Raw genomic sequence first — 13,612 nt, forward strand, 5'->3', positions numbered from 1 at the left:
CGCTGGAAGTGAAATACAACTATAGCAGTTCCGCCGCGCGCAAACCCCACCATGCAGCTTCCTCAAACACACTGAAGCCGGATAAGTCGGCATGTGCAAACAAAATCGGCCCGCGCGCCTGGCGCAGGGCCTGTACCCCCGGATTGTTGCGGAAACCCGGAACCGGGGCCGCCATTGCATGCCCTCGTATCGTCAACTCCACCTGCTCCACGCATGCCGCAAAGCGCCAGCCGTAGGCGGCATGCAAATCGCGCATCGCCAATTCCAGCAATTCCTCTTTACTGGCGCGGTCCAGCCATTTGCGCGCAGCGTCGATCTCCATATGCGACATGGCGACATAGGAGGTGAATACAGTTTTCGGCGGCGGCGTCTGGCGGATCTGCTGATGGGTCGATACCACATAACCCAGGCCAGGCGCGGAATACACCACATTGTCCCAACTCAAGGGCACATGCGGTTTTTCCTCAGGAAAGCGGCGCAAGAGGAAATTCGCCACCAGCCAGGGCGCATAGCGCGGCGTGTCGCGTTGCGGCTCGAAGCCTAATTCGCGGATGTGCGGAATGATGCGCGCCGCCAGGTACAGGGGCATGGCGCAAATCGCGTTTTGCGCCTGCAGCGCAAAAAATTCCGGCTGGCCATCCGCGCCCAGGCGCAAACAATGCGCCTCCACCCCGCCGCCGGCGCGCAACTGCAGACGGTAAGCGCTGCCCTGCATATGGCGCGCGCCGCCCAGGCGATCCATGCCGCGCGCCAAGTGGGACAGGCCATCCGGCCAAGTCAGCCATGCGCCATGATTCGCATTCGCAGCCTTGCCCCAGCGGCTGCAGTAATAATGCAAACCGGCCCAGGCGGAAATCTGGTCATGGCTGCGGCCATAATCGTCGCGGCAGCAATAATCCAGATACCAATGCAAAGTCGGCGCGCGATAGCCCTGCTGTTCCATCCAGGCTTTCAGACTGAGCTTATCCAGCGCCATCCATTCCGGGTCGGTCGAAGACAGCTCGGTGGGAAACACAAATACGCGCCGCCCATCGCGCCCATGCAGCGCGCGCAAGCGTTCAACTTCAGCAAAAAAGCGTTTATGTTCGTCCAACTCCCATTGCGGCGTCTCTTCAGTCGGCAAAAAGCCATCCTGCCAATAGCCATTGCGCAGCAGGCGTTCTTCCGGCGCATGCAGCACGCAGCTTTCATCGTACAAGGGCGCTTCGGCATAAGGATCGCGCTTGATAATCCCCAAATCGAACAGAATTTCACGCACATGCGCCGATTCCGGCGATGGCAAGGGCAGATAATGTCCGCCGCGCGGATAGTGGTATGCGCCAAACGCGCCGCCGGCGGCATTGCCATGCAATTGCGGGCCATCCAGCATGAGGACGTCAGTACGTCCCTTTTTGCGAAGCTTCCAGGCGGCAGTCAATGCCGCCACGCCAGACCCCAAAATCAGGGTTTGGCAGCTGGCGCGCAAAGCCGGTTGCGGCAAGGGGACGCCTTGTTGCGCCTGGCGCAGCAGATTGCGCAGAAAATGCCCTTCGCTGCGGCCCGGCGCATAAATCGTGGCCGGCATTTCCAGCCATTTCCAGGCCGCGCCGGCGCTGCCGGCCAGCACACTGAGACCGGCCCCGGCCTGCAGCAAAAATTGACGCCGGCTCATCGCAACACCTGGCGCCAATCTTGTTCAAATTCGCGCACCAGGGATTGCGTATTCAGCCGGTTCGGCGGCATTTGCAAATGCGGCATATCGGGCGGGAATTCAAACATGGCGCGCGTGGTGCTTTCGTTCAGATAACGCAAGGGCAGACGATAGCTTTTCGGCGGCTGATAATTGCTTTGCGGCGAAGCCAGAATGAATCCCCATTCGCCGAATGAAGGGACATATGCGTGATAGGGCCAGGTTTTCAAACCGGCTTCGCGCAAGGTGGCTTCGATTGTCCAATACGCGTGCGGCGCAAAAAAAGGCGAAGTCGATTGCACCACAATCAAGCCATGCGCCGCCACATGCCGCCGCAGCGTCTGGTAAAACGGCTCGGAATACAGCTTGCCCAGAGCATACGAAGATGGATCAGGAAAATCCACAATCGCAACGTCAAACATCTCTTGCGTTTCCTGCAGCCAGATGGCGGCGTCGGCATTGATCACGCGCGCCTTGGGATTGCTGAGCGAGCCTTGATTCAATTTCGCCAATTCAGGACGCTGACGGAAAGCATTCGTCATGGCCGGATCAAGATCAACCAAGGTGACATGTTCGATATTCGGATAGCGCAATACTTCGCGCAGGGCCAAGCCATCGCCGCCGCCCAAAATCAAAACCCGCTTGGCCCAGGGCGTTTTTTCCAGGGCGGGATGCACCAGCGCTTCGTGGTAGCGGTATTCGTCGCGCGTGGAAAATTGCAAATTGCCATTGATGTACAGCCGGGTGTCATCCTTCCAGCGCGTAATCACCAGGCGTTGATACGGCGTGCTGGTGGAGTAAATCACTTCATCGCCAAACAGGCCGCGCTCGCCCCATTGCACCAGGCGGTCAGAATAGGCAAAGCCGAAGCAGAGCAGCAAAAACACCAGCGCAGCGCGCAAAATCCGTCCTGTCACATTCTGCAGCTCACGGCGGAAAGCGTGGATAGTCCAAATCGCCACCGCCACATTCGCCAAGCCGAATAAAAAGCCGGTGCGCGTCAAGCCGAGTTGCGGCGCCAGCACCAGCGGAAACAGAACCGAGACGGCGAGCGCGCCCAGATAATCAAAAGTGAGCACGCCGCTCACCAGATCATTGAACGCGGTCTGGCGCGCATTCAAGACCCGCATCACGAGCGGAATCTCCATCCCGACCAGCATGCCGATCAAAAACACGCTGACATACAACAAGGTGCGAAAAGGAACCGCCATCCAGGCGTAGGAGAGAAATAAAAACGCGGCGGAACAACCGCCCAGCAAGCCGATCACCAATTCGATATCAATGAAGCGCGCCAGCACCTGCTCTTCTTTGACGAATTTGGAAAAATGCGCGCCCACCCCCATTGCGAACAGATAGCAGCCGATGATGGTGGAAAACTGCAGGATCGAGTCCCCCAGCAAATAGCTGGCCAGAGCGCCGGCGATCAATTCGTAAGCCAGGCCACAAGAGGCGACTACGAACACCGACAGGATTAAAATTCGTTTTGTCATGCGCAAAAATTGTTCTAAGATAAGCGGGCTTGCTTTACGGCTGTCCGGTTGGGCAGCTGCATATAATAACGCGGGCCGGCGTTGATCTTGTGCTCTGCACAGTTTTCAGCGGCAGCCAAACAAACTTCCACCTTGCGAGAGATTGCCTTGAGCCCGATTCAACCTGAAGCATTCCTGCATTACGCCGCATATGTCCTGCTGGCTGCCGGCATGACCATTGTTTTCCTGCTGGTGTACACCAGGCTCACTCCGCACGACGAATTGGCCCTGATCCGCAACGGCAAAAGCGCCGCATCTCTGTCCCTCGGCGGGGCCTTGCTGGGTTTCATCATGACCCTCGCCTCCTCCATCATGCACACGCAAAGCTATGTCCAGTTCATCATCTGGTCGGTGGCGGCGCTGGCGGTGCAGTTGCTGGTGTACCTGGTTTTAAGCCTGCTGTTGAAAGATATCCCGCAACAGCTGGAAAAAGATAATGTCGCCTTTGGCGGCCTGGTTGGTGCGGTCTCTTTGGCGATGGGTGTGATCAACGCCGCATGCATCTATTAATTTAGAAGTATTTGCGCAAATTACTTCCGAAAAATTGAAGTATGGATGCGCCTATGCTATCGCCATATGACATGTATTGATACAATCTGCCTGATTCAGCCGCTGCCTGATGCGGCACACTGACAGGGCTGGCGGATGTTTCCGCGCTGTGACGGGTGGAACGCCCGCCTTTACCAACTGAAACAAGGATAAACATCATGGGCCTCGGTTCGTTTTTCAAGAAACAGTTTATAGACGTTCTGCAGTGGAACGAAGACAGCGATGGCGTACTGGCGTGGCGCTATCCGATGCAGGATTTTGAAATCCAGAATGGCGGCACGCTCACCGTGCGCGAATCGCAAATGGCGGTGTTTGTGAATGAAGGCCAGATCGCCGACGTATTCGGCCCCGGCAATCACACCCTGACCACGCGCACCCTGCCGCTTTTGACCAACCTCAAGAACTGGGACAAACTGTTTGATTCCCCGTTCAAGTCTGACGTGTATTTCTTCAGCACCCGCATCCAGACCGGGCGCAAATGGGGCACCACCCAGCCGATCACGATCCGCGACAAGGATTTTGACATGGTGCGCATCCGCGCCTTCGGCATGTATTCCTACAAAATCGCCGACCCGGCCAAATTCTTCAAAGAAATCAGCGGCACACGCGAGCAATTCACGCGTGAGGAAGTGGAAGACCAATTGCGCGGCCTGATGCTGGCGGACATGGCTTCCGCGCTTGGCGCCAGCCAGGTGCCCTTCCTCGATATGGCGGCGAATCAAGCTTTGATGGCGCAACAGCTCAAAGGCGGCATCAGCCAGATGTTTGAACGCTATGGCTTGCTGCTGGATCAGTTCGCGGTAACCTCGGTCAGCCTGCCGGACGAATTGCAAGCCGCGCTGGACGAACGGATTGCCGCCGGTATGAAGGGCGGCATGAGCCAATCCAAGCTGGATGGCTTCACCAAGTTCCAGGTCGCCAACTCGATTCCGCTGGCGGCGCAAAACGAAGGCGGCTTGGCCGGCCTGGGCGCCGGGCTGTCTGCCGGTCTGGGCTTTGGCCAGGTGATGGCGGGTGCGATGAATCAGGCGCTGATGCCGCAAGCGCCACAGGCGCCAGTCGCAGCGCCGCAGGCGCCGGTGGCGGCAGCCCCTGCCGCGCCGGCTGAGGAACCGCTCGAAGCGCGTTTGGAAAAGCTCAAAGGTCTGCTCGACAAGGGCTTGATCGGACAAGCTGATTTCGACAGCGCGAAAGCGGAAATTCTGAAAAAACTGATAGGTTGATCAGGCATACCAGATGCAACAAGTCTCTTGCCCGGGTTGCGGCGCGCCGGTAGCGTTCCGCTCACATGCTTCAGTACTCGCAGTCTGTGAGTACTGCAGCACGACTGTCATGAAGGATGCCGATTCGGTCAAAGACCTGGGCAAGATGTCGGCTGTGCTGGAAGATTATTCGCCCTTCCAGATCGGCACATCGGGCCGTTTCGGCAAACGCAGTTTCACCATCATTGGCCGGATTCAGCTGAGTTATGAAGCAGGCCGCTGGAATGAGTGGTACTGCATGTTCGATGATGGCGAAACCGGCTGGCTGGGCGATTCGTCCGGCCTGTACACCTTCACGCTTGAGCGCGATGTGCCGCAAGAGCGCATGCCGGCTTTCTCCGCGCTGCAAGTCGGGCGCGCGATGAAGTTTGAGGGCAATTCCTATATCGCAGCGGAAATCCGGCGCGGTTCCTGCATTGGCGGCCAGGGTGAATTACCGTTCAAAGTCGGGGCCGGCTATGAAATCGAAGTGGCCGATTTCCGCTTTGGCAAAAACTTTTTGACGCTGGATTATTCCGACGACAAAGTGCGCGCTTATACCGGGCAGGCGGTCAAGCTGGAAGATTTGCAATGCCAGCTGCTGCGCGATGACGATACGATCAAGGAAAGCGCCGCAAAATTCAAAGGCAAGGTGAAATCGCTCGACTGCCCTTCTTGCGGCGGCAGCATCACCTACGCGCCCGGACTGTCGAAACATTTGCACTGCTCATCCTGCCATGCGCAAATCGACGCTTCCAGCCCGAAGGCGCAAGTGGTCAAGGCGGCGGAAGAAGTGGATGCGGTGTATACCACGCTGCAATTGGGCATGACGGCCAAAATCGCCGGGGTCGAACACCGCATCATCGGTTTGATGATGCGCGTCGATGATGAGGGCACGCCCTGGACCGAATATCTGCTGTACAACACGCGCGGCCTGTTCCTTTGGCTGATCGAAACCAATACCGGCTGGGCGCGCGCAAGCGTGCAGGATAATTGGCCGCAATGGGATCTGGGCGACAATGCCGTGCTCGGCAATCAGGAATTTTCCAAACTCTATGACTATCAAGCCAGCGTGACATACGCGCTGGGGGCTTTCAATTGGCGCGTGAATGTCGGCGATCAGGTCAAAGTCACCGAATTTGAATGCGGCCAGGCCAAGCTGGCGGCGGAAAGCACGACGCAGGAACTGACCTGGTCCTTATCCACGCCTGTGAAGCCGGAGCAGATCCGCGAGTGGTTCGGGCAAGATGTGGCAGCGGATAAGGCTGATGACGACGGCAAAATCAGCGCGAAAAAATTTATCTGGTGGCTCTTGATTATCAATGCCATTCCGGCGCTGGGCGGCGGGATTTTGGTGTGGTTCCTGATCCTGATCGGCATCCTGATGTTGTGGTTGCCTTCCTGGTATTTAAATAATCAAGTCGGCGGAGATGGCGCATGAAAGGCAAGTACACAGTCTATGCGCTGGTGGTGGTGTTGCTGACATCTGTCGCCAGCTGGGGCAAATTATTTTCCAGCAGCAGCAGCGGCAGCAGCAGTGGCAGCAGCTGGAGCAGCCGCTCCAGTGGCGGCAGTTGGGGCGGCAGCACTGGAGGAGGCCACAAGTGAGCAGCGCGCATCACGCCAGCGGCCAACATTTGCTGGCGGATCTGCACGGCGTAGCCCCGTCTGTATTGCAAGACGGTGCGGCGCTGGAAGCCTTGATGCGTGAAGCGGCGCAACGCGCCGGCGCGCATATCCTGTTTTCCCATTTACACAGCTTCGGCCCGCAAGCCGGCGTCACCGGCGTGCTGCTGCTGGCCGAATCGCATATTTCGATTCATACCTGGCCCGAATCCGGCTTTGCCGCACTGGATATTTTCATGTGCGGGGCAGCGCAACCCGGGCTGGCGCTGGATTTTCTGTGCCAGGCCTTGCAAGCGCAACAGGTGCAAACCCGCACCGTGGCGCGTGGCGATGGTTCTGCTGTTTGAGGAAATTTCTCATGCATTCCGATCATGTGATCAAACTCAGCAGCCGCATCCTGTATGGCGCGATTTTGCTGCTGGTGTATTGGGTGTTTTGTTTTCTGTTGATCAATGCCTTTGATTTGAAGGTGTTTCGCGAATCGCTTTCTTCCATGTTCGGCATGAGTCTGCTCGGCATTTTCGCGGTGCTGGGCGGCGCATTGATTTTAAATATCAGCGCCAATCTGAACAAAATCTCCGCCGCGCAGGCCGCTGCGGCCGGGCTGGCGCCGCCGCCGGATATGGCGCCGCGCAAACGCAATCTGCGCGCCCTCGCCTTGCTGCTGCTGTTTCCCTTGCTGGCGGCGCTGCTGTTTGGCGCGCATCATGTTTCCACCAAACGCAAAAACGCATTGGTGGAACAAGCCGGCTTGCATTTATTGAACAGCAATCAAAGCGCGATTCAAGCCTTGCGCGATTACCGTTTTGAACGCGCCTGGCTGGAGCAAGCCAGGGAAAATCTGCTGGTCTTGAATAATATCGATACCCGTGTGCCAGTGGTGCATCTGGTGGCGCAAGACCAGATTCAAAAGCAAAACGTGCTGCTGAGTTTTTCCCCGCACGAGTTGCAGCGCGCTTTGCACCCCGAAAAGGATGAGGCTGGCAAGCGCACTGACAATGAGCCAACACCGCTGAACAAGGGCGATTTCCTGTTGAAAACCACGCACCAGGAAAGGCAATATCTGGAACAGGTTTTCGCCGGTAAACAACGCAACCCGCGCCTGTTCCGCGAAGGCGCGACAATGCGCTTGTATCACCCGCTGCAGCAGATGGGCGGCAATGTGGCGCTGTTGCTGACAGAAGAACAGCATTACGGGAAAATGTGAGCCTGACGGATTGGCCAAGGCCCGCAACATGGGGGCCGGCTTGCGGTCTCTGAAACGGCATATCCAAGCTGATGCGCCGCCTTGGCAGCCGAAGCATCCGCCAAAATAACTAGCACGCCACCGCCAAAAGGCGTATTCACCTAGCCAATCTGCAGCATACCGCCAGCCTGAAGCAGAATGGCTGTCGGCTCGCGCTCTGACTATCATTGCGGTATCCCAATCTTTTCAATTTCACCGTGAACAAAGCCCCGATTACCGACTGGAATCCGGATTCGCCTGCATTTTGGCAGGTGCAGGGGCGCGCGCTGGCGCAACGCAATCTGGCGCTGTCGGTCGCCAATCTGGTGCTGTCGTTTGGCGTCTGGATGGTATGGAGTGTGCTGGTGGTGCAATTGCCGGCGGCAGGCTTTGAATACAGTCCCAATCAATTATTCTGGCTGGCCGCCTTGCCCGGTTTGTCCGGCGCCTTGCTGCGCATTGTGTACACCCTGTTGGCGCCGGTGTTTGGCGGCCGGCGCTGGACGGCCCTGTCTTCGCTCAGTCTGAGCCTGCCTTTGCTGGGCTTGTATTTGACCTTGCAGAATACGGACAATGTTTATCCCAGCTTCCTGCTGCTGGCCTTGCTGACCGGCATGGGCGGCGCCAATTTCACCTCCTCGCTCTCACATCTGGCGCCGTTTTACCCGCAACAACAACAAAAAGCGATTCTTGGCCTGCATGCCAGCCTGGCCAATCTGGGCGTGGCCCTGGTGCAATTTCTGCTGCCGCTGTTAATGCATTGGCTGCTGTTAAGCGGCGTCAGCACGCAAGACAGCCTGCGTTTCACCCTGCTGCCCTGGTTCATCCTGTTGACGCTGGCGGCCATCTCGGCTTGGTTGGGCATGAATGATCTGCCCTGCACGCCACCCAGTCTGACCAGTCATCTGCGCCCTTTCCGCAAGCGGCAAAATTGGTTGATGAGCTGGCTGTATCTGGGCAGTTTCGGTTCGTTTATCGGCTTTGCCGCCGCTTTTCCGCTGTTAGCGCAACTGGGTTGGCATGGCGCGCTGCCGCCGGAAGTGGTATTTGCCGGGCCGCTGTCAGGCGCGCTGGCGCGCTGGGCCGGCTTGCGCCTGATGCCGCCGCAACCGGCGCGCATGCTCTTGTTCGGTTTTCTCGGCATGGCGGCCTGCTGTTTGCTGATTGAATGGCAGTTCGGGCGCAACGGCTGGGCTTGGCCTTTTTATCTGACCATGCTGATGCTGTTTTTATGCACCGGTCTGGCGAATGCCGCCACTTTTCATCTGATGCCGAATGCGAATAACAGCGATGCGCCGCAAGCCGTGCTGGCGTTTGCCTCCACCATCGCTGCATTGGGCGCTTTTGTGATTCCGAAAAGCCTGGGCAGCGCCTGGGCGGTGTGGGGCGATCCGGCGCCAGCCTTCTGGCTGTTCTTCTGCTTCTTCCTATCCTGCGCATTGCTGAGTTTGCACTTGCTGCCGCGCCCTTCCGCACGCGCACATAGCGTGCATTGAGACGGCGACGACATCAGAATGACATCAAAAACCTGGCGCAACACCCTGTTGCCGCCAGACTTCAAGCGAGCGCTTCGCCTCATCAATCACCCCAGGCTCAGTTTCTTTTAGCAAAAACCACTGCATCAGATTCGCATAATTCTCTTGTGGCAAATAGCGCAAAGCCTCGGCCACATTAAAGCGCTGATTGGGATGGTCTGCCGGTAAACGCATGAATTCATGAATCAAATCATCGAGCAATTGGGCATGCGATTTGGCGTAGTGTTTCGCCAGTGGCGGCAACAATTGGCTGGCTTGATATACCCTGCTATTTTTTAGTGATTGATGAATTGCTTTACTCATATCCGCTGCCAAACTGTGGTGCGAAAGAGATTGCAAAACATATTTGAAATGGGATTTAAAATAACGTTGCGGATAAAGCGCCAGAAAACGATGACAAACAGGAAGAATTTCTTCAACCTCTCCTGTCTTTTCGGCATAGTAATAAAAAGCCAAAGCCATTTCATCCAGATAATTATCGTGACCGTAAATTCGATCCGGCTCCAATGCGAACTCAAAAACAGGGGCCTGCGCTAAGAGAGCGTGAAATACTTGCAATGCTTGCGGTCTGCCCCAGGCCAGCGCCAGCAAGAGTGCTTGATAACGAATGAAAACATCAGCGTGGCTCAGTAATGTGCACACCGCATCCGCTCTGGCTTCATCAACCTCTTCCATCAGCTGCGCATCACGCAAACTGTCGATTTCACCATCCTCGTTGGTGTAGAGCAGCTTGACAATTTCTTGATCCATATTATTTTACCGTGAAATATTGTGATGGCACGATGCCCTTGATGAGCCCTTCAACATCCCGCATTGTATTTTTAAGATCATTTTTCGCACTCTCCATTTTTTCAAGATTATTTTTACTTGGATTATTCTCATATTTCAATTTTGCTTTATCAAATGCTTCTTGATGTACTTTTTGAATTTCTGTGGATCTGAAGATTTCGACATCTTGAAGCTTCCCCGACTGAATATCAGCCTCCAGCTTTTTGATATCCAGCTTAATTTCGGACTGCCCATACAGTTTGGCAGTGTCAGTTTTCTCCGAAAATGAAGTGTAGGGACTATCGCTTTTGGCCGGCTCCGCTCCCCGGATATGTTGCCGGAAATTCGTTTTGCCATGCGGGTTGGCCGGACGCAGGTTTCCTTCGCTGTCAATGTGCGATTTGATCCTGTCCGCTTTTGCTCCCACTGAAGAATAAGGCCGGTCGTCGCGTCTGATCCAAAATCTATCTTCATTATACTTTCCAAGCCCGCGTGCGCCATCCTTGGCAAACGCTTGCCATGGACTGCCCGGAATGCGTAAAAAATGAGCGTAGAATTTGGCGCCGCTGCGCGCGCCTGCCAGCGCGCCCAATACGGAACCGCCCAGCGCCATGGCGCGCTGTCCGTCTGAACCTTCACCAAACCAAACTCCGCCCAGGTATGAAGCGCCATAGCCGCCAGCCACGCCACCTATCAATCCAGCGACTGCAATCACAGGCCCGAACAACACGGTGGCGCTGGCCAAACCCAAACCAAGCAGGGTGTATTCAATCCAGTGCGGTATTTCTGAAGCGACAGGATCGGTGGTGACCGTCGGGCCGCCTGCTCTGACATTCATGGCCCCGCTTCCAAGTTTGCCGCCACAAGCGCTCATATCGCCAACGCGCAACGGTTTTTGAGCAAAATCTCCGGCCCGCTTGGCTTAGTTGCAGCAAGGAGGCAAGCCGTCCTGGCCAGGAAAGACCCCGCTTACGCCTTTTCTATGCAAGTTTTTCCCCGCGCACTCCCTTATAATGTCGGATTGTTGTCATCATCCCTTGCCGTTTCGCCATGCAATTGCTCGCTGTCGGTTTGAACCACACCACCGCCCCTGTCTCGCTGCGCGAGCAATTGGCGTTTGCGCCGGATCAAGTCGGCCACGCGGTGCAAGCCGCTCGCAGCTGGTTTGCGCGCCATGCGCCGGATCAGTCCGCCGCCAGCGAAGCCGCGATTCTCTCGACTTGCAACCGCACTGAAATTTATTGCGCCCACGCCTTAGCCAATCCGGTGGACGCCGCCGCCCATTTCCTGGCCGATTATCACAAGCTGCAACACAGCCAGCTGCGCCCGCATTTATACGCCCTGCCGCAAGACGGCGCGGTGCGGCATGCCTTCCGCGTCGCCTCCGGGCTGGATTCGATGGTGCTGGGCGAGCCGCAGATTCTGGGGCAGATGAAAGACGCGGTGCGTCAAGCCGATGCGGCGGGCGGCCTGGGCGCGTATCTGCATCAAATGTTTCAGCGCACTTTTGCGGTGGCCAAGGAAGTGCGCACCACCACCGAAATCGGCGCCCACAGTGTGTCAATGGCGGCGGCGGCAGTGCGGCTGGCGCAACGCATTTTTGACAGTATCAGCGAACAGCATGTGCTGTTCATCGGCGCCGGTGAAATGATTGAATTGTGCGCGACTCACTTTGCCGCGCAAAATCCGAAATCGCTGACCATCGCCAACCGCACCCTGGAGCGCGGCGAAACCCTGGCGCATCGCCTGGGCGGGCAGGCGATCCGCTTGGCCCAGCTGCCGGAACAATTGGCCCAGTTTGACATTGTGATTTCCTGCACCGCCTCCAGCCTGCCGATTATCGGCCTGGGGCTGGTTGAGCGCGCACTCAAAGCGCGCCGCCGCAAGCCGGTGTTTATGGTGGATCTGGCGGTGCCGCGCGATATCGAGCCGGAAGTGGCGCGCCTCAACGATGTGTTTCTGTACACCGTGGATGATCTTGGCGCCGTGGTGCAAACCGGGCTGGAGCACCGCCAGGCGGCGGTGGCGCAAGCCGAGGCCATCATCGAGACCCGGGTGCAATCCTTCATGCATTGGCTGGACGACCGCGCCCTGGTGCCGGTGATCCGTGGCTTGCATGAGCAAAGCGAGGCGATCCGCCTGCACGAGCTGGAGCGCGCGCGCCGCCTGCTGGCCAAGGGCGAGGATGTGGACAGCGTGCTGGAAGCGCTGTCGCGCGGGCTGAGCGCCAAATTTTTGCACGGCCCGCAACAAGCCCTGCACCAAGCCCAGGGCGAAGAAAGGGCGCGTCTGGCCGGCCTGCTGCCACAACTCTTCCGCACCCGCCGCCGCTAGCTGCGCCGCCTGCAGCGCCGCCCGCCCCTTCTGTACCTGAACCGGATATTTTATGAAGCCTTCGATGCTGGCCAAGCTTGAGCAATTGGCCGACCGCTTAACCGAACTCGACCATTTACTGATGGATGGCGAGGCTACCGCCAATCTGGACAATTACCGCAAACTCACGCGTGAGCATGCCGAGCTGTCGCCGCTGGCGGCGCTGTTTGCGCAATACCGTCAGGCCGGACAGGATCTGGCCACCGCCCAGGAATTATTGCAAGACCCGGACATGAAAGAGTTTGCGCAGGAAGAAATCAATCTTGCGCGCGAAACTGTGGCCGGCCTGGAGCTGGATTTGCAAAAAATGCTGCTGCCCAAGGATGAAAACGACGAACGCAATATTTTTCTGGAAATCCGCGCCGGCACGGGCGGCGATGAATCGGCCCTGTTCGCCGGCGATTTGCTGCGCATGTACACCCGCTTCGCCGAGCGCCAGGGCTGGCGTGTGGAAATGGTGTCGGAATCGGCCTCTGATCTGGGCGGCTATAAGGAAGTGATTTGCAAAATCGTCGGGCAAGGCGTGTATTCGCGCTTGAAGTTTGAATCCGGCGGCCACCGCGTGCAGCGCGTCCCGGCCACCGAGGCGCAGGGGCGCATCCATACCTCGGCCTGCACCGTGGCGGTGATGCCGGAAGTGGCGGACGTGGGCGATGTGAATATCAATCCGGCGGATTTGCGCATCGACACTTTCCGCGCTTCGGGCGCCGGCGGTCAGCACATCAATAAAACCGATTCCGCCGTGCGCGTAACGCATATCCCCAGCGGCCTGGTGGTGGAATGCCAAGATGACCGCAGCCAGCACAAAAACAAGGCGAATGCGCTGGCGGTGCTGGCGACGCGCTTGAAAGACATGCAATTGCGCGAACAGCAAAGCAAACAGGCCGCCACCCGCAAAAGTCTGATCGGCTCAGGCGACCGCAGCGAGCGGATTCGCACTTATAATTTCCCGCAAGGACGGGTGACAGATCACCGCATCAATCTGACGCTGTACAAACTCGATTTTGTGATGGATGGCGATTTGCAGGAACTCAGTCAGGCTTTGGCTGCCGAACACCAGGCCGAGTTGCTGGCTGCGCTTGGCGAAACCTGATCCC

The 13,612-nt window shown here is 57.4% G+C and carries 13 protein-coding genes; 9 read left to right on the plus strand and 4 right to left on the minus strand.

Annotation, left to right across the window (positions count from 1 at the left end; translation table 11 throughout):
- Positions 1-19: 19 nt before the first annotated feature.
- Together V8J88_RS19560 and V8J88_RS19565 are read right to left on the minus strand one after the other, a co-directional pair.
- Positions 20-1,651, minus strand: a complete 1,632-nt coding sequence (locus V8J88_RS19560) for an NAD(P)-binding protein (RefSeq protein ID WP_338845911.1) — start codon at positions 1,649-1,651, stop codon at positions 20-22.
- On the minus strand, positions 1,648-3,159 hold the full coding sequence (locus V8J88_RS19565; protein ID WP_338845912.1) for a polyamine aminopropyltransferase: 1,512 nt from the start codon (positions 3,157-3,159) through the stop codon (positions 1,648-1,650). Before V8J88_RS19565 ends, V8J88_RS19560 begins: the two co-directional genes overlap by 4 nt.
- A 147-nt stretch (positions 3,160-3,306) precedes the next feature.
- On the opposite strand from V8J88_RS19565, the gene V8J88_RS19570 reads away from it, so the two are divergent.
- From V8J88_RS19570 to V8J88_RS19600, 7 genes are all read left to right on the plus strand, one after another.
- Complete coding sequence (locus tag V8J88_RS19570; RefSeq protein WP_338845913.1) at positions 3,307-3,708, plus strand: DUF350 domain-containing protein; 402 nt, start codon at positions 3,307-3,309, stop codon at positions 3,706-3,708.
- Positions 3,709-3,905: 197 nt separating this feature from the next.
- Positions 3,906-4,970: an SPFH domain-containing protein gene (locus tag V8J88_RS19575; protein ID WP_338845914.1), complete on the plus strand. Its 1,065-nt coding sequence runs from the start codon at positions 3,906-3,908 to the stop codon at positions 4,968-4,970.
- 109 nt (positions 4,971-5,079) lie between these two features.
- A complete protein-coding gene (locus V8J88_RS19580; RefSeq protein ID WP_338845915.1) occupies positions 5,080-6,429 on the plus strand; it encodes a DUF4178 domain-containing protein in 1,350 nt (449 codons plus the stop codon).
- Positions 6,426-6,596 (plus strand): hypothetical protein, encoded by a 171-nt coding sequence (locus V8J88_RS19585; protein WP_338845916.1) that lies wholly within the window; start codon positions 6,426-6,428, stop codon positions 6,594-6,596. Before V8J88_RS19580 ends, V8J88_RS19585 begins: the two co-directional genes overlap by 4 nt.
- Entirely contained in the window at positions 6,593-6,961 is a 369-nt protein-coding gene (speD, locus tag V8J88_RS19590) for an adenosylmethionine decarboxylase (protein ID WP_338845917.1), read from the plus strand. Before V8J88_RS19585 ends, speD begins: the two co-directional genes overlap by 4 nt.
- An 11-nt stretch (positions 6,962-6,972) precedes the next feature.
- Complete coding sequence (locus V8J88_RS19595) at positions 6,973-7,821, plus strand: hypothetical protein (protein WP_338845918.1); 849 nt, start codon at positions 6,973-6,975, stop codon at positions 7,819-7,821.
- A gap of 236 nt (positions 7,822-8,057) precedes the next feature.
- Complete coding sequence (locus V8J88_RS19600; protein ID WP_338845919.1) at positions 8,058-9,335, plus strand: MFS transporter; 1,278 nt, start codon at positions 8,058-8,060, stop codon at positions 9,333-9,335.
- 24 nt (positions 9,336-9,359) lie between these two features.
- Here V8J88_RS19600 and V8J88_RS19605 read toward each other — a convergent pair whose 3' ends face one another.
- Complete coding sequence (locus V8J88_RS19605; RefSeq protein WP_338845920.1) at positions 9,360-10,124, minus strand: hypothetical protein; 765 nt, start codon at positions 10,122-10,124, stop codon at positions 9,360-9,362.
- A 1-nt stretch (position 10,125) separates the two neighbouring features.
- On the minus strand, positions 10,126-10,980 hold the full coding sequence (locus V8J88_RS19610) for a hypothetical protein (protein WP_338845921.1): 855 nt from the start codon (positions 10,978-10,980) through the stop codon (positions 10,126-10,128).
- Between the two features lie 212 nt (positions 10,981-11,192).
- Between V8J88_RS19610 and hemA the strand changes: the two genes are divergently transcribed.
- Together hemA and prfA are read left to right on the plus strand one after the other, a co-directional pair.
- Positions 11,193-12,476 (plus strand): glutamyl-tRNA reductase, encoded by a 1,284-nt coding sequence (gene hemA / locus V8J88_RS19615; RefSeq protein ID WP_338845922.1) that lies wholly within the window; start codon positions 11,193-11,195, stop codon positions 12,474-12,476.
- 52 nt (positions 12,477-12,528) lie between these two features.
- Positions 12,529-13,608: a peptide chain release factor 1 gene (gene prfA / locus V8J88_RS19620; protein WP_338845923.1), complete on the plus strand. Its 1,080-nt coding sequence runs from the start codon at positions 12,529-12,531 to the stop codon at positions 13,606-13,608.
- The last annotated feature ends 4 nt before the right edge of the window (positions 13,609-13,612 follow it).

Origin of the sequence: Massilia sp. W12 (assembly GCF_037300705.1) — a bacterium.
Taxonomy (GTDB): Bacteria; Pseudomonadota; Gammaproteobacteria; order Burkholderiales; family Burkholderiaceae_D; genus JACPVY01.